The sequence below is a fragment of the Burkholderia sp. BCC1972 genome, assembly GCF_905339605.1.
Lineage (GTDB): Bacteria > Pseudomonadota > Gammaproteobacteria > Burkholderiales > Burkholderiaceae > Burkholderia.
The window spans coordinates 130,715-148,535 of record NZ_CAJPGH010000010.1 but is presented as its reverse complement, the minus strand read 5'-3'; the positions used below and the strand labels follow the sequence as shown (position 1 = coordinate 148,535).

Here is a 17,821-nt window from a genome sequence, read left to right as displayed (position 1 = left end):
TCTCATTGGGTCAGGTCGATCTCGTAGGTGGCGAGGTTCTTGCCCGAGCCGTCGTCGGCCGCGACCTGCGTGATGCCGGCCAGGCCGGCCGCCGCCGCGTCGCCGAGACGGTTCGGCGCGGACGCGAACTGGACGTGCGCGACCGAGCTCGCGAGCTTCGTGAAGCGCCAGCTGCGCTGCGCGCCGTCCGCCGTGCGCGTGATCGCGCCGCGTTTCTTGATGAATGCGATCAGCACGTCGCGGTTCGCGTCGGGCGACGCGAAGATCGTCTTGCTGCCGTCGAGGCCGGGGAAGTTGCCGCCGCCGCTCGCGCGGTAGTTGTTGGTCGCGACGATGAACTGCGCGTTCGGGTCGATCGGCGCGCCCTTGTACGTCAGGTTCCTGATGCGGCTGCCGAGCGGCTGCGTGACGTCGATTTCATACGCGAGATCGGCCGACGTGAACATGTCGAAGTTGTAGCCGGGGAACGTGCTGACGAGCGGCTGCACGGTCGCCTTGGTCGGGTCGATCCGGTTGAAGCGCTTGGCGGCCGTCTCGAGCCAGTTCTTCACGTCGGCGCCGCTCACCTTCACCGCGTACACGGTGTTCGGGTACAGGTACAGGTCGGCCGCGTTGTTGATCGCGAGCGCGCCCGGCGCGACGTCCGTGTAGTCGGTGCCGCCGCCGAAGCCGCTCTTGAACGGCGCGCTGACCGACAGCACCGGCAGCGACGCGTACTGCGGCAGGTTCGCCTGCACGTAGGTCTTCACGTAGTCGGCCTGCGCCTCGTTGACGATCTGGATCGCGCCCGGATCGCCGACATCCGCGAAGTACGAGTTCATCCGGTAGTCGGTCGAGCCGATCGGCGTCTTCACGTAGTCGATCGTCGCCTGGTGTTCGGCCGCGATCGCGGCGGACACCGACGGATCGACCGCCACATAGCTCTTGTCGGCGTTCTGGATCGGCCGCGCCTCGACGGTCGTCTGCGACTTGTCGACGCTCCACGTCTTGCCGTCGAACTTCAGGCCGAGCTTGATCACGCCGAGGTGCTTGCCCCAGTAGTTGGCCATCACGGTCGGCACGCCGTTGACGGTGCCCTTGACCTTGTCGACGCCCGGCAGGTTGAACTGCGACACGGTGCTGTTCGCGTCCGGGAACACCTGGTGCGAGTGGCCGATCAGCATCGCGTCGATGCCGCTCACCTTCGACAGCCACCAGCTGCCGTTTTCCATCGTCGGCGAGTACGCGGAATTGTCGAGGCCGCCGTGCGAGATCGCGACGACGAGATCGGCGCCCTTCGCGCGCATTTCCGGAATGTACTTCTCGGCCGCTTCCTTCAGGCCCGTCGTGTAGACCTTGCCGTCGAGCCAGCGCTTGTCCCAGTTCATGATCGCGGGCGGCGTGAAGCCGATGATGCCGATCTTCAAGGGCGCGCTGACGGTCTTGCCGTCCGGCGTCGTCGCCGTCACCGTGCGGGTCAGGATCGTGTACGGCGTGAACAGCGGCGCGTTGGTCTTCGCGCTGATCACGTTCGCGAGCACTTGCGGGAAGTTCGGGCCCGCGCACTTCTTCTGCTGGGCCGGCGCCGGCAGGCCGTCGATCTCGAACGTGTTGCCGGTCACCTGCGACAGGTACGGCAGCCCGTAGTTGAATTCGTGGTTGCCGATCCCGCCGCCGTCGAACTTCGCGGCGTTCATCACCTTGTAGATCGCGAGCGTCTGGTCGCAGCCGACCGGCTTCACGAGCGCCTGGTAGTCCGACAGTGCGGTGCCCTGGATCGTGTCGCCGTTGTCGAGCAGCAGCGTGTTCGGATACTGCTTGCGCGCCTGCGCGATCAGCGTCGACACGCGCTCGAAGCCGAGCGAATTGTCGGCGGCGAGCTTGAAATAGTCATACGACAGCACGTTGGTGTGCAGGTCGGTCGTCTCCAGCAGCGCGAGCGTGGCCGTCGTGCCGACGGGCGCCTGGGCCTGCGGCTGCGACGGCTGCGTGGCGGTGACGTCGTCGCCGCCGCAGCCGGCGAGGGCGAAGGCGAGGCTGGCGAGCGCGGCGGCGGCCGGTACGTGCCGGCGGGAAAGCGGGGGGAAACGCATCGGTTGTCCTGTTCGGTGTTCTGTTTTATGAAACGCGAGGTACGCACGAATGGCGGCGCGGGGCGCCGACGGCCTGAGGTGCGGCGCGTGAGAGTATCGAAAGGAAACGTGACGGAAGAATGAAAGGTCGCGATGTCGGCGGCGGGCCGACGCGGGCGGCAGCGGGCAGGCCCGGCCCAGCCCAGCCTCCCCGGCCCGGCGCCCGCGGCTGCGCGCCCCGAGCCCCGAGCCCCGCGCCCGCACCGAAATCCTCACGTCGCGGCGCCGGGCGGTTCGCTACAATGGCCGCTGTCATCCTTTTGCAAACAACCTGCCCTTGGACTTCGAGACTCCTCCCGGCCTGTCGGTCGACGCCGGCGGCCAGGGCCAGACGGTGCGCCTCTACGGCCAGTGGACCGCGCTCGCGCTCGCGCGCAATCGCGGCGCGGTCGCACGCCGCGTCGCGAGCATCGCCACCGGGCGCGTGAGCGAATGGGATCTGTCCGGCATCGAGCGGCTCGATCACGTCGGCGGGCAGGCGCTGTGGCGCGTGTGGGGCCGCAAGCTGCCGGCCGGCGTCGCGCTGAGCGCCACGCAGCGCACGATCTTCGAGCGCATCGAGCGGCTCGACAGCGAGCGCGAGGCGCCGGAACGCGTCGTGCGCTTCGGTCCCGTCACGCGGCTCGGCCTGGCGATCTTCGCGTTCGGCGAGCATCTTCAGGGCGGCATCGCGATGTTCGGCCGCGTGATCCTCGATGCGCTGTCGGTGCTGCGCCGCCCGAAGACGATGCCGTGGAAGGAAACCTCGGCGAACATCTACAGCGCGGGCGCGCAGGCGCTGCCGATCACCGCGCTCGTCGCGTTCCTGATCGGCATCGTGCTCAGCTACCTGTCCGCGCAGCAGCTGCAGATGTTCGGCGCGAACCGCTACATCGTGAACATCCTCGGACTGTCGGTGATCCGAGAGCTCGGCCCGGTGCTGTCGGCGATCCTCGTCGCGGGCCGCTCGGGCTCGGCGATCACCGCGCAGATCGGCGTGATGCGCGTGACCGAGGAGCTCGACGCGATGCGCGTGATGGGCATCCCGCACGGGCTGCGGCTGATCCTGCCGCGCGTGCTCGCGCTCGGCATCGCCATGCCGCTGCTCGTGATGTGGACCAACATCATCGCGCTGACGGGCGGCGCGCTCGCCGCGAAGCTCGTGCTCGGGATCGACGTCAACTATTTCGTGCGCTCGCTGCCGGGCGTCGTGCCGATCGCGAACCTGTACATCGGCGTCGGCAAGGGCGTCGTGTTCGGCATGCTGATCGCGCTGGTCGCGTGCCATTTCGGCTTCCGGATCAAGGCGAACTCGCAGAGCCTCGGTGAAGGCACGACCACCTCGGTCGTATCGTCGATCACGGTCGTGATCCTCGCCGACGCGGTGTTCGCGATCCTGTTCCAGAACGTGGGGCTCGGATGAACGCATCGAACGAAACGACCGCGCACGCGGCGGCCGTCGGCGCCGGGTCGGTCGGCACGCGGCCGGCCGGGGAGGCCGGAGCCGGCGACCTCGTGATCGAGGTGCGCAACCTGACCAAGCGCTACGGGCGCAACATCATTCACCAGAAGCTCGACTTCGACGTGCGGCGCGGCGAGATCGTGTCGATCGTCGGCGGCTCGGGCTCCGGCAAGACGACGCTCGTGCGGCAGATCCTCGGCCTCGAGCGGCCGACGTCGGGCACGATCAAGGTGTTCGGCGAAGATACCGCGACGATCGACGACGCGAGCGCGAGGATGATGCGTACGCGTTCGGGGATGCTGTTCCAGCAGGGCGCGCTGTTCTCGTCGATGACGGTGTTCGACAACGTCGCGCAGCCGCTGCGCGAGCTCGGCCGCGTGCCGCCGGACCTGCTGCACGACATCGTGATGCTGAAGCTCGAGATGGTCGGGCTGCCGTGCAAGCACGCGTCGAAGATGCCGGCCGCGCTGTCGGGCGGGATGGTGAAACGCGTCGGCATCGCGCGCGCGATCGCGCTGGAGCCCGAGCTGCTGTTCCTCGACGAGCCGACGGCCGGCCTCGATCCGCAGGCGTCGGACGAATTCGTCGAGCTGATCGCGACGCTGCACCGCACGCTCGGGCTGACCGTCGTGATGGTGACGCACGACCTCGACACGATGGTCGCGCTGTCGACGCGCGTCGCGGTGCTGGCCGACCGCAAGGTGCTGGTCGCCGCGCCGGTCGAGGAGGCCGCGAACGTCGACCATCCGTTCATCCACGAATATTTCCTGGGGCTGCGCGGGCGCCGCGCATTGCAGGCGCTGCCGCCCGAGCGGCGCGCGAAGCTGCCGAAGGCGGCCCTCGAACCGGCGCTGTCGAGCGTCGAGCTGTAGAAGCAAGGAACCCGCGAATGGAAAACAAATCACATGCGTTCTGGGCCGGCCTGTTCACGATCGCGCTGACGCTCGCGATCGCGGGCACCGTGTTCTGGTTCAACGTCGACCGCACCGTGCGGGTGCCGTACGACCTGCTCGCGCGCACCAACGTGACGGGGCTGTTCCCGGACGCGGCCGTGCGCTTTCGCGGCCTCGACGTCGGCAAGGTGCAGTCGATCGGCTTCGATCGCACGCATCCGGGCCAGATCCGGATCCGGATCCTCGTCGATCACGATGCGCCGATCACGCAGTCGACCTACGGCAGCCTCGGGTTCCAGGGCGTGACGGGCATCGCGTTCGTGCAGCTCGAGGATACGGGGCGCGACCTGGCGCCGCTGCCGTCGTCGCCGAAGGCGATCGCGCAGATCCCGATGCGGCCGAGCCTGTTCGACCAGATCCAGGAGCGCGGCGACGTGCTGCTGCGGCAGCTCGAGCTGGCCGCCAAGAGCGCGAACGCGCTGATGTCGCCCGAGATGCGCGAGCAGTTGCGTGCGACGGCCGAAAGCCTGCAGCACGCGGCCGATGGCGCGGCAACGCTGACGAAGCAGCTCGGCCCGGCAGTCACCGCGCTGCCGGAAACGATGCACGAGGTGAACCGCGCGATGGCGTCGGCGAACACGCTGCTGCAGCCGAACGGGCCGCTCGTGTCGAACCTGAACAAGGCCGGCACGGCCGCCGAGCAGGTCGGCGTCGCGCTGAACGACCTGAACGCGCGCGTGCAGTACGACACGCTGCCGCGTTTCAATTCGCTGGCCGGCAGCGTCGGCGATGCGTCGCGGCAATTGAAGGACGTGGCCGGTGAACTCGGCCGCAATCCGCGCAGTCTGTTGTTCGGTTCGCCCGGCGCGGCGCCGGGGCCCGGCGAAGCGGGCTTCGTCTGGCCGGGTGCGACGGCCGGCAAGTGAGACGCGGCAGCAGTTCATCGATCGTCCGGCCGGAAGGCCGGACATGACGCCCATCGAAACCGGAAACATCATGCAGGAACACGCCATGCCACGAATCCTTGACCGCGCGCTGCGTCCCGCCGCGGCCGCGCTTGCCGTGCTGACGCTCGCGCTGGCGGCCGGCTGCGCCGACAACAGCGCGGTGCTGTCGAATGTCCGCTACGACCTCGGGCCCGCATCGTCGGTGGTGACGGCCGGTTCCGGCCCCGCGCTGAAGGTGCTCGACGTCGCCGCGCCCGATGCGCTCGATTCGGACAAGTTCGCGTACCGCCTCGCGTACGCGGATGTGCAGCACGTGGCCGTCTATCGCGACAGCCGCTGGACCGCGCCGCCCGCGCAACTGCTCACGCAGCGGCTGCGCGGCGCGCTGTCGTCGCGCGGCGCGGTGCTCGAAGGGTCCGACGGCGTGCGCGCGCCGACCCTCAAGGTCGACCTGAACGAATTCGAGCAGGTGTTCGACGGGCAGTCGCAGAGCCACGGCGCCGTCACCGCACGCGCGACGTTGACGCTCGACGGCAAGGTGCTCGGCCAGCGCACGTTCGTCGCGCGCGCGCCGTCGAGCACGCCGGACGCGGCCGGCGGCGCCCGCGCGCTCGCAGCCGCGAGCGACGAGCTCGTGTCGCAGATCGCCGCGTGGGCCGGCATGCAGGCGTACGCGGGCACCCCGTGACGCGCGCCGCGCAGCCGCGATGAGCGCGACCGGCACGCATCGCGCATCGCCGCTCGCGCGGCAGGCCTTCGCCGCTTACGCGGCGCTGGTCGTCTACGCGTCGCTGTATCCGTTCGAAGGCTGGGTGTCGCTCGGCATCGGGCCGTTCGACTACCTGTTCGCGCCGATGCAGCGCTATGTGACCGCGTTCGACGTGGTCACGAACGTGCTCGGCTACCTGCCGTTCGGCGCGCTCGGCGTGCTCGCGCTGCACCCGCGCTGGCGCGGCGTGACCGCGACGCTGATCGCGGGCGGGCTCGGCGTGCTGCTGTCGGGCTCGATGGAAGCGCTGCAGACCTACCTGCCGACGCGTATCGCGTCGAATCTCGATCTCGGCGCCAACGCGCTCGGCGCGCTGCTGGGGGCGGCGCTCGTCGCGCCGGCCACGGGTGCGCTGCTCGACCGCGGCGCGCTGCGCCGGCTGCGCTTCGCGTGGTTCGAGGCCGACGGCGCGACGCCGCTGCTGCTCGCCGCGCTGTGGCCGTTCGCGATCCTGTTTCCGTCGCCGTTCCTGTTCGGCATCGGCGACTGGCCGGCCGCGCTGTGGGAACGCGCCGACGCGTCGATGCAGGGCGCGCTGCTCGCGTGGCTGCCGGCCGCGTGGCAGGTCAGCGAATGGCCCGAGCGCGTCGACGGCTGGCTGTCCGATTCCGCGTGGGAGGCGACGCTCGGCGGGCTGATGCTGTTCGCCGCGCTGGCGATCGCGTCGCTCGCGATGCGGCCGCGCGCGCCGCGCATCCGGCTGCTGATCGCGCTCGTCGTGGCGACGCTCGCGCTGAAGGCGGCCGCGACGTTCATGCAGTCGGCCACCGGCCTCGTCGTCGTATGGGCGACGCCCGGCGCGCGGCTCGGCATCGAGCTCGGCTTCGCCGCGGCGCTCGTCGCGCTGCGCGTGCCGGAGACGTGGCGTGCAACGCTCGCGGCACTCGCGCTGCTGGCCGGCGTGGCGCTCGTGAACCTGCTGCCGGTCAATCCGTTCTTCGACTTCACGCTGTCGGGCTGGCGGCAGGGGCGTTACGTGCACTTCAACAGCATCGCGCGCTGGCTCGCGTGGATCTGGCCCTACGCGGCGCTGATCTGGCTCGGCCAGCGCGTCGAGCGCGCGTGGCTGCCGGCCGCGCTGCGCCGCTGACGCGGCGGTCCGGGCCGTGCGGCGGCGGCCGTATCGCGGGCAGCCGCGCGCGCCGGTCGCTATAATCTTCGGCATCCTCCGTTGCCGCGCGCAACGGCAATCGCTCCTCTTTCCGCACGGCCTCGCGCCGGGCCGCTCGCCATCATCATGGATTCCTACTACCAGCACCACGTCTTCTTCTGCCTGAACCAGCGCGAACCGGGCGCCGAACGCCCGAGCTGCGCGCAATGCGACGCGCAGACCATGCAGGAATACGCGAAAAAGCGCGTGAAGGAACTCGGCCTCGCGGGGCCCGGCAAGGTCCGCATCAACAAGGCCGGCTGCCTCGACCGCTGCGAGGAAGGGCCCGTGATGGTCGTGTATCCGGAAGGCACGTGGTACACGTACGTCGACCGGGCCGACATCGACGAGATCGTCGAATCGCACCTGCGCGACGGCAAGGTCGTCGACCGCCTGAAGATCTGAGCGGGCCGGTCGAATGAACGTACATACGCAGAAATCGCTGATCGCGGGCCCGGTCGGGCAGATCGAAATCGCGGTCGACCTGCCTGACGCCGTGCGCGAGGATGGCGCCGCGCCGCGCGGCATCGCGCTCGTCGCGCATCCGCATCCGCTGTTCGGCGGCACGATGGACAACAAGGTCGCGCAGACGCTCGCGCGCACGCTCGTGCAATTGAACTATGTCGTCTACCGGTCGAACTTCCGTGGCGTCGGTGCGACCGAAGGCGTGCACGACAACGGCACCGGCGAAGCCGACGACCTCGTGGCGGTGCTCGCGCACATGCGCGCGCAGCCCGCGTACGCGGACCTGCCGCTCGTGCTCGCGGGCTTCTCGTTCGGCACCTTCGTGCTGTCGCACGTCGCCAAGCGGCTGCGCGACGCGGGCGAGTCGATCGAGCGGATGGTGTTCGTCGGTACGGCCGCGAGCCGCTGGCAGGTGGCCGACGTGCCCGAGAACACGCTCGTGATCCACGGCGAAACCGACGACACGGTGCCGATCGCGTCGGTGTACGACTGGGCGCGGCCGCAGGAACTGCCGGTGGTCGTGATCCCCGGCGCCGAGCATTTCCTCCACCGCAAGCTGCACGTGCTGAAGCGCATCATCGTCGACGCGTGGCGCTAGCCCGCGGGCAAGCGCCGGCGTCCCGTCGCACGCACCGGCACCCGGCCGGATGATGCGTGCCGCTTCCCGAAACCTCGCGCGACATCGCGCCGCACCGCGCGGCGCGTCGCTTGCCGCACGACGGCGCAACCCGACTTGCACACGGCCTGCGCATGCCTTTCGCGCGGCTTCGAGCGCGCTTGCCCGCAACCTGCTCGCGCTATCCTCCCGAAGCCGCTGCGCGGCCGTGCGGCGCCAGGTTCGCGAAAACGCCCTGCGCGGCCACGTATAATGGCCGCATTCCGCGTCGCCCGCGGCCCGGCTGGGCCCATGCGGCGCTCGTTTCGCCGCCTGTCCGCCCGCTCGCGACGGCCGCGAACCGAACGCCTCCGCACGAGTCCAACCGGCGCGTTTCGCGCCGCCCGACGTTGTCGGGCGCGTGCCCGGAACGCCCGCCGCCTTGCCGTTCAACCCTGCGCGTTTCGCACCGCACTTTCTGCCATCAGCCTGAATCGATCATGCGTCTGTCTTCCCAAGGCCTCAAGTCCCTCGCTTCCTCCATCGCCTTCGGCACCGCCGCGCGCAACGTCGCGCTCGGCGTGATGCTGCCTGTCGCGCTCGCGTCGACGATCGTCGTCGCCGAGGCGAAGCCGGCCGCCAAGGCAAAGGCCGCGCATGCGGCGCCGGCCGCCGCCGAGCAGTTCACCGGCGCGCCCGCGACCTACATGCCGGGCGCGGTGCCGCCGCCGGGCGTGAACGCACGCTCGTGGGTGCTCGTCGACGCGACCAGCAACACGGTGCTCGCGTCGGGCAATGCGGATGAACGCGTCGAGCCTGCGTCGCTGACGAAGCTGATGACCGCATACCTCGTGTTCGAGGCGCTCGACAAGAAGAAAATCTCCATGGAGCAGATCGTCACGCCGAGCGAAGCGGTGCGCCGCGTCGGCCGCGACGAGTCGCGCATGTTCATCGAGGCGAACAAGCCGGTGTCCGTGCACGACCTCGTGTACGGGATGATCATCCAGTCGGGCAACGATGCCGCGATCGCGCTGGCCGAGCTCGTCGGCGGCAGCGAAGGGCAGTTCGTCACGCTGATGAACGCCGAGGCGCAGCGCCTCGACATGAAGGGCACGCACTTCGCCGACGTGAACGGCATGCCCGACCCGAACCACTACACGACGGCCGGCGACCTCGCGAAGCTGTCGGCCCACCTGATCCGCGATTTTCCGCAGTACTACAGCATCTTCTCGGAGAAGGAATTCAAGTACAACAACATCCGCCAGGGCAACCGCAACCGCCTGCTGTGGCTCGACCCGACGGTCGACGGCCTGAAGACCGGCCATACGCAGGCGGCCGGCTACTGCCTGATCGCATCGGCGAAGCGCGCGATCCCGGGTGTCGACGGCCAGCGCCGACTGGTGTCGGTGATGATGGGCGAGCAGAAGGAAGGCGAGCGCACGCAGGACAGCATGAAGATGCTGAACTACGGCTACAGCGCGTTCGATTCGGTGCGCCTGTTCAAGGGCGGCCAGGCGATCTCGACGCCGCGCCTCTACAAGGGCAAGGAAAACACCGTGCAGGTCGGCGTGAAGGGCGACCAGTGGGCGACCGTGCCGCGCGGCCTCGGCGACAAGGTCAAGACCGAAGTCGTTGTGAACGCGCCGCTGATCGCGCCGCTCGCGGAAGGCCAGCAGGTCGGCACCGTGAAGATCGTCGCCGACGGCAAGACGCTGTCGGAATTCCCGGTCGTCGCGCTGCAGGCCGTGCCGGAAGCGGGTATCTTCGGGCGTATCTGGGACTCGATCCTGCTGATGTTCAGCAAGAAGAAGTAAGCACGACGGGCCTTTGTTTTCACGACTTCATCCCCATCTGTCATTGCCATGAGCCAAGCCGAATTCGAACCGATCGTCTACCTCAGCGTCTCGGCGCAGGAGGAACTGGTGCCGCTGTCCGAAGCCCGTGTGCCGGTGCTCGACCGCGGGTTCATCTTCGGCGATGGCGTGTATGAAGTCGTCCCCGTCTATGCGCATGACGGCGCGCACGTGCCGTTCCGGATCGAGCAGCACCTGGAGCGGCTCGCGCGCAGCCTGAAGAAGATCGGCATCGACAATCCGCACGACGCGGCCGGCTGGCGCGCGCTGATCGAGCGTGTGGTCGCGGCGAATGCCGAAGGCCTCGGCGACGGCAACGCGCTCGTCTACCTGCAGGTGACGCGCGGCGTCGCGAAGCGCGGCCACGCGTTCCCCGCGAACGCGGTGCCGACGGTGTTCGCGATGACGAGCCCGCTGCGCCTGCCGTCGGCAGAAGAGCGCGCGAAGGGCGTGCGCTGCGTGACGGCCGAGGATCGCCGCTGGCTGCATTGCGACATCAAGTCGATCTCGCTGCTCGGCAACGTGCTGATGGCGCAGCATGCGGCCGAACGCGATGCGTTCGAGACGCTGCAGTTGCGCGACGGCTACCTGACCGAAGGCTCGTCGTCGAACGTATGGATCGTGAAGAACGGCGAGCTGTTCGCGCCGCCGCGCAGCAACAAGATCCTCGAAGGGATCCGCTACGCGCTGGTCGAGCAGCTGGCCGACGAATGCAAGATCCCGTTCGTCGCGCGCGAGATCAGCGAAGTGGAGTTGCGCGCGGCCGACGAGATCATGATCACGTCGGCCACGAAGGAAGTGCTGCCTGTCACGTCGCTCGACGACCTGCCCGTCCAGGGCGGCAAGCCGGGCCCCGTGTTCGCGGCGCTGTATGACGCGTACCAGCGTGCGAAGGCACGCGAGTTTGAACAGTTTGACCTAACCCGGAGAAAATGATGAGCGAACCGACCAAAACCATCGAGGTGACCGGCGCGATCGATACCCGGAAGGAGTCGCTGCTGGAGTTTCCGTGCGATTTCCCGATCAAGATCATGGGCAAGGCGCACCCCGAATTCAAGGACACGATCTTCAAGGTCGTGGCCGTTCACGACAACGAGATCGATGTCGAGAAGATCGAGGAGCGTGCATCGAGCGGCGGCAATTACACGGGCCTCACGATCACCGTGCGGGCAACGAGCCAGGAACAGCTCGACAATATCTACCGCGCACTGACCGGCCATCCGATGGTCAAGGTCGTGCTCTGAGCGGCCGCCCCGGCGGCCCCGGGGATCAGCGCGAACGGCCGCTGATCCCTTTCCATCCTCCTTCCAGCGCACACTCGGCGGGGCATTTCCCCGCCGCGCGCCGCGCGTCCAGTTCTTCGCACATCCGCTTGTATTCCACGACCTGCTCGAGCAGCCAGGTCCTGAACGCCTGCACGCGCGGCGTGTTCAAAACCGGCGGCGGACACACGAAAAAGTAGTGCCACGGGCTCTGCCCGTCGATGTCGAACAGGCGCACGATGCGCCCGTCGAGCAGATCGTGCACCGCGAGCGAGCGGCGCACCAGCGCGATGCCCTGGCCGTCGATCGCGGCCAGCAGCAGGTTCGACGAATCCTGGTACAGGATCCCCCGTTTCGGTTCGGTCAGCGTGTCGAGCCCGGCCGCGTCGAACCACGGCCGCCACAGCTCGTCGTCCGAGCGCAGCAGGTTGTAGTGCACGAGATCGGCGGGCGTCTGCGGCAGCTTGCCGCCGTTCAGCGTCGGCGCGCACGCCGGAAAGAACACCTCCTCGAACAGCGGCTCGACATGCAGGCCCGGATAGGTGCCTCCGCCGAAGCGGATCGCGAGATCGACGTCGTCGCGCGCGAAATCGGTGAGCGAATTGGTCGACTGCAGCTCGACGTCGATCTCCGGATGCCGCTCGATGAACGTGCCGATGCGCGGCGTGATGAAGCGCGCGGCGAACGACGACAGCATCGACACCACGAGCCGCCGGTCGCGGTCGCTGGCGCGCACGTCGCGCGTCGCATCGGCGATCACCATCAGCGCGGTGCGGATCTGCTGCGCGTAGCGCATGCCGGCATCGGTCAGGCACAGCCGCTTGCCGTTGCGCGTGAACAACTGCACGCCCAGCTCTTCCTCGAGCGCGCGCACCTGGTGGCTGACCGCGCCGTGCGTGACGAACAGCTCGTCGGCGGCGCGCGAGAAATTCTCGTGACGGGCAGCGGCTTCGAACGCACGAACGGCGTTCAGCGCGGGTAGCTGTCGGAGGTCCATTTGCTAATTTTCCTCACATCGACGTGAAAATTGGTCGTTTTGTCAGACGCCTTGGAGTGACTACGATTGTAGCCATCGAAGCACTTTTTGGCGGAGTCGATCATGCAAGAAATTTCCTCAAGCATCACGTTCGAAATCCCCGTGGGCGAAACCGTGCCGATGAAGGTGCAACGCAGCACGCGGCTGATCGTTCAATGCGGGCCGGTGTGGGCCACGCGCAGCGACGACGTCGACGACTACTTCCTGGTCGATGGCGAGACGCTGAAGCTGCGCCGTGGCGAGCGGCTGTGGCTCAGCGCGGAAGGGCGCGAGGGCGCGCGCGTCGCGTTCTCGGTGTCGCGGCCGCCCAAGGAAGTCGCGCTCGGCGGGCTGGCACGGCTGCGCGAACGCGTGAGCGCACTTCTGCACGACGGCTGGCGCACGGTCTGACCTTCGTTTCGTCCGACGGATACTGACAATCCGTCCCTTTCCTGGCCCGGCGAGACCCATGGGTTTTCGGTAAACTACCGCCCATGTCCGTTTCGCCGGTTTCCATCGTGTCCACGCCTGTCGCCGTTTCCGCATCACCCGCCGGAGCCCCGGATCAGCCGGCCCAGCCGGTCACCGTGCGCTGGCGGGGCCTCGAGGCCTACGAGACGAGCTTCGACGCGATGCGCGCGTTCACCGACACGCGCACGGCCGACACCGGCGACGAGATCTGGGTGGTCGAACATCCGCCCGTCTACACGCTCGGCCAGGCCGGCGACCCGGCCCACCTGCTGGTGGCCGACAGCGGCGTGCCGCTCGTGAAGGTCGACCGCGGCGGACAAATCACCTACCACGGCCCCGGCCAGATCGTCGTCTACCTGCTGCTGGACCTGCGCCGGCGCAAGCTGATGGTGCGCACGCTCGTGACGAAGATCGAGGAGGCCGTGATCGAAACCCTCGCGGCGTATAATCTCGCTTCGGTCCGCAAGGCGGGCGCGCCCGGGATCTACGTGGCGTCCGGCGTGCACGAGGGCGCGAAAATCGCGGCCCTCGGCCTGAAGATCCGCAACGGCTGCAGCTATCACGGGCTGAGCCTGAACGTGAAGATGGATCTGCGCCCGTTTCTTGCGATCAACCCGTGCGGCTATGCCGGACTGGAAACTGTCGACATGGCGAGCCTCGAGGTTGCCGCCGACTGGAACGACGTCGCCCACACGCTGGTGCGCCGTCTGATCGCCAACCTCGACGGCGCATCCGCGGCCGCCGACAAGCCGCAGGCACTGGAACAATCGAATGACTGACGTTACCGCTTCTCCCGCACCGGCCGATTCGGCCGCCCCCGCTGCGTACGATCCGACCGCCAAGCAGAAGGCGCAGGCGAAGACGGCGCGCATCCCGATCAAGGTCATTCCGATCGAGAAGCTGAAGAAGCCCGAGTGGATCCGCGTGAAGGCGGCCACCGGCAGCTCGCGCTTCAACGAGATCAAGACGATCCTGCGCGAGCACAACCTGCATACGGTGTGCGAGGAAGCGAGCTGCCCGAACATCGGCGAATGCTTCGGCAAGGGCACCGCGACGTTCATGATCATGGGCGACAAGTGCACGCGCCGCTGCCCGTTCTGCGACGTCGGCCACGGCCGTCCCGATCCGCTCGACGCGGACGAACCGAAAAACCTCGCACGCACGATCGCCGCGCTCAAGCTCAAGTACGTGGTGATCACGAGCGTCGACCGCGACGACCTGCGCGACGGTGGCGCCGCTCACTTCGTCGAGTGCATCCGCGAAGTGCGCGAGCAGTCGCCGGAAACGCGCATCGAGATTCTCACGCCGGACTTCCGCGGCCGTCTCGACCGCGCGATCTCGATCCTGAACGCCGCGCCGCCCGACGTGATGAACCACAACCTCGAAACGGTGCCGCGCCTGTACAAGGAAGCGCGTCCGGGTTCGGACTACGCGCATTCGCTGAAGCTCTTGAAGGACTTCAAGGCGCAGCATCCGGACGTCGCGACGAAGTCGGGCCTGATGGTCGGCCTCGGCGAGACCGAAGAGGAAATCCTGCAGGTGATGCGCGACCTGCGCGCGCACGACGTCGACATGCTGACGATCGGCCAGTACCTGCAGCCGTCCGAACACCACCTGCCGGTGCGTGCTTACGTGCATCCGGATACGTTCAAGATGTACGAGGAAGAGGCGTACAAGATGGGCTTCACGCACGCGGCCGTCGGCGCGATGGTGCGGTCGAGCTATCACGCCGATCTGCAGGCGCATGGGGCCGGGGTGGTCTGAGCGTCCTCGCTTCGTCGTCTTCGGACGAACCTGGAAAAGCCCGCAGCGATGCGGGCTTTTTCGTTGGTGCGGCGGCCATCCGCGCCGCCGCACGGCAATCGCCAGCCGACCGGACGCGCAATCCAGTCGAGCATGAAAAGCAAAGCTGAAACGGCATCGATAGCTTCGCAGGATAAGTTCGCTCCCGCCGCGCGCAAAGCTCGTAAAGTCGGCTCTCCCGCAGCAATGCCCGCATTCCGAAGGAGAGCCGCATGTCCCGTTTCAGCTTCATCCGCCGCGCCGTCGTCGCGCTGACCGCCTTTGCCGCGCTCGGCGCGGTGCACGCCGAATCGCGCGAAGTCGTGATCGCGTACCAGGACATGGTCGTGCCGTGGCGCTACGCGCAGGCGAGCGGTGAAGTCGAAAAGGCGACCGGCTACAAGGTCACGTTCCGCAAGCTCGACAGCGGCGCCGACGTGATCCGCGCGCTCGCGTCGGGCTCCGTGCAGCTCGGCGAAGCCGGGTCGAGCCCGATCGCGGCCGGCCTGTCGCAGGGGCTCGACATCTCGCTGTTCTGGGTGCTCGACAACATCAACGACGCCGAGGCGCTCGTCGCGCGCAACGGTTCGGGCGTGACCAGCATCGCGGCGCTGAAGGGCAAGAAGATCGGCGTGCCGTTCGTGTCGACGTCGCACTTTCACACGCTCGTCGCGCTGCAGGCCGCAGGCGTCAATCCGAACGACGTGAAGATCGTCAACCTGCGTCCGCCCGAAGTCGCGGCCGCATGGACGCGCGGCGACATCGACGCGACCTATATCTGGGATCCCGTGCTCGCGAAGGTCAAGCAATCGGGCACCGTGCTGACGACGTCGGGCCAGGTTGCGAAAGAAAGTGGCAAGGCGACTTTCGACGGCTTCGTCGTGAGCCGCAAGTTCGCGCGCGAGAACCCCGAGTTCGTCACGCGTTTCGTGAAGGTGCTCGCGGCAGCAGACGCCGACTACCGCGCGCATGCGGCGGCGTGGAAGGTCGGTTCGCCGCAGGTCGCGGCGGTCGCGAAGGTGTCCGGCGCGAACGCGCAGGACGTGCCGGCCAGCCTCGCGCTCTACGCATTCCCGACGGCGGCCGAACAGGCATCGCCGACGTGGCTCGGCGGCGGCGCGCAATCGGGCGCCGCGAAGTCGCTCGCGGCCACGGCCACGTTCCTCAAATCGCAAGGCACGATCCAGACGGTGCTCGCCGACTATTCGGCCGGCGTCGATCCGCAGTTCGTGCAGAAGGCCGCGCGCTGAGCGCGGCGATTCAGCCCACTCACTCATCGCGGAGCCCCGATCATGAGCACACTGGAAGTCCGTCAGGTGTCGGTCGCCTATCCGGGCGAGCGCGGCAGGCCGACGACGCAGGCGCTCGCGCGCGTCGACCTGCGCATCGATGCCGGCGAGTTCGTCGTCGCGCTCGGCGCATCCGGGTGCGGCAAGACCACGCTGCTGAACTGCATGGCCGGCTTCGTCGCGCCGACGACCGGCGACGTGCGCGTCGACGGCGTGCCGGTCACGGGCCCCGGCGCCGATCGCGGTGTCGTGTTCCAGAAATACGCGCTGCTGCCGTGGCTCGACGTGCTCGACAACGTCGCGCTCGGGCTGCGTTTCGCGCGCGTGTCGAAGGCCGAGCGTGAAGCGCGCGCGAGAGAGATGCTCGCACTCGTCGGTCTGGAGCGCCACGCGCAGGCGCGCGTGTACGAGCTGTCGGGCGGGATGCAGCAGCGCGTCGGCATCGCGCGTGCACTTGCGAGCGATCCGCGCGTGCTGCTGATGGACGAGCCGATGGGCGCACTCGACGCGATGACGCGCGGCACGATGCAAGCGCTCGTGCTCGACGTGTGGGCGCGTACCGGCAAGACGGTGTTCTTCATCACGCACGATGTCGAGGAGGCGCTGTTCCTTGCGACGCGTCTCGTCGTGATGACGCCGGGCCCCGGACGCATCGCGGAAACCTTCGAGCTGCCGTTCGCGCGGCGCTATGTCGAATCGCGCGATGCGCGCGCGGTGAAGTCGTCGCCGGATTTCATCGCGTGGCGCGAGCGGCTGATCGCGTATCTGCATCGCGACGAGGCGGTCGCGGAGCCTGCGTGATGGGCGAACTCGCGCGGCACGGTGCGTCCGTCGGGCGCGGCCGGAACAGTACTTTGCACAGGCAGGACAGCATGAGCACGCAGGATTCGTGGACGGCCGATCGCACGGACGCAGGTGTCGAACCGGGCGATCGCACGCAGCCTCAGGCGGCGTTGGGTCGCACGCCGTCGTCGCGCCGTTACCGGCTGCCGGGACAAGGGAAGACCGCAGGGCTGAGCGCGGCGACGGTCGCGGTGCTGGCCGTGCTGTGGTGGGTCGCGACGCATTTCCAGTGGCTGCCGCCGCTGTTCCTGCCCGCGCCGGAAGCGGTGTGGGCGGCCTTCGTCGACGCGTGGCACGGCCGTATCCAGGGCGGCCTGCCGCTGTCCGAACATCTGTTGTGGAGCGCCGCGCGCGTGTTCGGCGCGTTCGCGCTCGCGACCGCGATCGGCGTGCCGGTCGGCATCCTGATGGGTGTGAGCCGCATCGCGCGCGGCGTGCTCGATCCGCTGCTGGAGTTCTACCGGCCGCTGCCGCCGCTCGCTTACCTGCCGCTCGTCGTGATCTGGTTCGGCATCGACGAAACGGCGAAGCTCGTCGTGATCTTCCTCGCGTGCTTCGCGCCGATCGCGATGGCCGCGCGCGCCGGCGTGCGCGCGGCGACGGTCGAGCAGATCAACGCCGCGTATTCGCTCGGCGGCAGTTTCGCGCAGATCGTGCGTCACGTGGTGCTGCCGGCCGCGCTGCCGGAGATCCTCACGGGGCTGCGGATCGCGATCGGGTTCGGCTGGACGACGCTCGTCGCGGCCGAGATGGTCGCCGCGACGGCCGGGCTCGGGCAGATGGTGCTCAACGCATCGAGCTTCCTGCGCACCGATATCGTCGTGATGGGCATCCTGATCATCGGCGCGATCGCGTGGCTGTTCGATCTGGCGATGCGGTGGGTCGAGCGGCGGGTGGTGCCGTGGAAGGGGCGGGGGTGACGCAGCGCCCGGGGC

General features: G+C 68.4%; 18 protein-coding genes. 16 read left to right on the top strand and 2 right to left on the bottom strand.

What is annotated here, in order from left to right; genetic code table 11:
* Window positions 1-2: 2 nt before the first annotated feature.
* Window positions 3-2,072 (bottom strand): bifunctional 2',3'-cyclic-nucleotide 2'-phosphodiesterase/3'-nucleotidase, encoded by a 2,070-nt coding sequence (locus tag U5798_RS16750; RefSeq protein ID WP_322082684.1) that lies wholly within the window; start codon window positions 2,070-2,072, stop codon window positions 3-5.
* Between the two features lie 316 nt (window positions 2,073-2,388).
* On the opposite strand from U5798_RS16750, the gene U5798_RS16745 reads away from it, so the two are divergent.
* The 10 genes from U5798_RS16745 (at window position 2,389) to U5798_RS16700 (ending at window position 11,468) form a co-directional block, all read left to right on the top strand.
* Complete coding sequence (locus U5798_RS16745; RefSeq protein ID WP_124452230.1) at window positions 2,389-3,513, top strand: MlaE family ABC transporter permease; 1,125 nt, start codon at window positions 2,389-2,391, stop codon at window positions 3,511-3,513.
* On the top strand, window positions 3,510-4,424 hold the full coding sequence (locus U5798_RS16740) for an ABC transporter ATP-binding protein (RefSeq protein WP_124452228.1): 915 nt from the start codon (window positions 3,510-3,512) through the stop codon (window positions 4,422-4,424). Before U5798_RS16745 ends, U5798_RS16740 begins: the two co-directional genes overlap by 4 nt.
* Window positions 4,425-4,441: 17 nt before the next feature.
* The gene (locus U5798_RS16735) at window positions 4,442-5,371 is read left to right on the top strand and encodes an MlaD family protein (protein ID WP_124452226.1); all 930 of its coding nucleotides are present in this window, start codon (window positions 4,442-4,444) and stop codon (window positions 5,369-5,371) included.
* Window positions 5,372-5,456: 85 nt separating this feature from the next.
* Window positions 5,457-6,080, top strand: a complete 624-nt coding sequence (locus U5798_RS16730; protein WP_124452224.1) for an ABC-type transport auxiliary lipoprotein family protein — start codon at window positions 5,457-5,459, stop codon at window positions 6,078-6,080.
* Between the two features lie 19 nt (window positions 6,081-6,099).
* Window positions 6,100-7,251 (top strand): VanZ family protein, encoded by a 1,152-nt coding sequence (locus U5798_RS16725; protein WP_322082683.1) that lies wholly within the window; start codon window positions 6,100-6,102, stop codon window positions 7,249-7,251.
* 147 nt (window positions 7,252-7,398) lie between these two features.
* Entirely contained in the window at window positions 7,399-7,716 is a 318-nt protein-coding gene (locus U5798_RS16720) for a (2Fe-2S) ferredoxin domain-containing protein (protein WP_045567109.1), read from the top strand.
* A gap of 13 nt (window positions 7,717-7,729) precedes the next feature.
* Window positions 7,730-8,374: an alpha/beta hydrolase gene (locus tag U5798_RS16715; RefSeq protein WP_124452220.1), complete on the top strand. Its 645-nt coding sequence runs from the start codon at window positions 7,730-7,732 to the stop codon at window positions 8,372-8,374.
* A gap of 497 nt (window positions 8,375-8,871) precedes the next feature.
* The gene (locus tag U5798_RS16710; RefSeq protein ID WP_124452218.1) at window positions 8,872-10,185 is read left to right on the top strand and encodes a D-alanyl-D-alanine carboxypeptidase family protein; all 1,314 of its coding nucleotides are present in this window, start codon (window positions 8,872-8,874) and stop codon (window positions 10,183-10,185) included.
* A gap of 48 nt (window positions 10,186-10,233) precedes the next feature.
* Entirely contained in the window at window positions 10,234-11,160 is a 927-nt protein-coding gene (locus U5798_RS16705; RefSeq protein ID WP_124452216.1) for a D-amino acid aminotransferase, read from the top strand.
* Window positions 11,160-11,468 (top strand): YbeD family protein, encoded by a 309-nt coding sequence (locus U5798_RS16700; RefSeq protein WP_011353335.1) that lies wholly within the window; start codon window positions 11,160-11,162, stop codon window positions 11,466-11,468. Before U5798_RS16705 ends, U5798_RS16700 begins: the two co-directional genes overlap by 1 nt.
* Window positions 11,469-11,493: 25 nt before the next feature.
* On the opposite strand, the gene U5798_RS16695 is transcribed toward U5798_RS16700, so the two are convergent.
* The gene (locus U5798_RS16695; protein WP_124452215.1) at window positions 11,494-12,483 is read right to left on the bottom strand and encodes a transcriptional regulator GcvA; all 990 of its coding nucleotides are present in this window, start codon (window positions 12,481-12,483) and stop codon (window positions 11,494-11,496) included.
* Between the two features lie 102 nt (window positions 12,484-12,585).
* On the opposite strand from U5798_RS16695, the gene U5798_RS16690 reads away from it, so the two are divergent.
* The 6 genes from U5798_RS16690 to U5798_RS16665 all read left to right on the top strand — a co-directional run bounded on the left by U5798_RS16690 (window position 12,586) and on the right by U5798_RS16665 (window position 17,806).
* Complete coding sequence (locus U5798_RS16690) at window positions 12,586-12,912, top strand: DUF2917 domain-containing protein (RefSeq protein ID WP_124452213.1); 327 nt, start codon at window positions 12,586-12,588, stop codon at window positions 12,910-12,912.
* An 83-nt stretch (window positions 12,913-12,995) separates the two neighbouring features.
* Window positions 12,996-13,751, top strand: a complete 756-nt coding sequence (gene lipB / locus U5798_RS16685; protein WP_322082682.1) for a lipoyl(octanoyl) transferase LipB — start codon at window positions 12,996-12,998, stop codon at window positions 13,749-13,751.
* Window positions 13,744-14,736 carry a lipoyl synthase gene (gene lipA, locus U5798_RS16680; RefSeq protein ID WP_124452210.1) on the top strand — a complete coding sequence of 331 codons (993 nt, stop codon included), beginning with the start codon at window positions 13,744-13,746 and terminating at the stop codon, window positions 14,734-14,736. Before lipB ends, lipA begins: the two co-directional genes overlap by 8 nt.
* Window positions 14,737-14,987: 251 nt before the next feature.
* Window positions 14,988-16,004, top strand: a complete 1,017-nt coding sequence (gene tauA, locus U5798_RS16675; protein WP_322082681.1) for a taurine ABC transporter substrate-binding protein — start codon at window positions 14,988-14,990, stop codon at window positions 16,002-16,004.
* Between the two features lie 42 nt (window positions 16,005-16,046).
* Window positions 16,047-16,844 carry an ABC transporter ATP-binding protein gene (locus U5798_RS16670; RefSeq protein WP_322082680.1) on the top strand — a complete coding sequence of 266 codons (798 nt, stop codon included), beginning with the start codon at window positions 16,047-16,049 and terminating at the stop codon, window positions 16,842-16,844.
* Window positions 16,844-17,806 carry an ABC transporter permease subunit gene (locus tag U5798_RS16665; RefSeq protein ID WP_322082725.1) on the top strand — a complete coding sequence of 321 codons (963 nt, stop codon included), beginning with the start codon at window positions 16,844-16,846 and terminating at the stop codon, window positions 17,804-17,806. The genes U5798_RS16670 and U5798_RS16665 overlap by 1 nt, the downstream gene beginning before the upstream one ends.
* Window positions 17,807-17,821 lie beyond the last annotated feature (15 nt).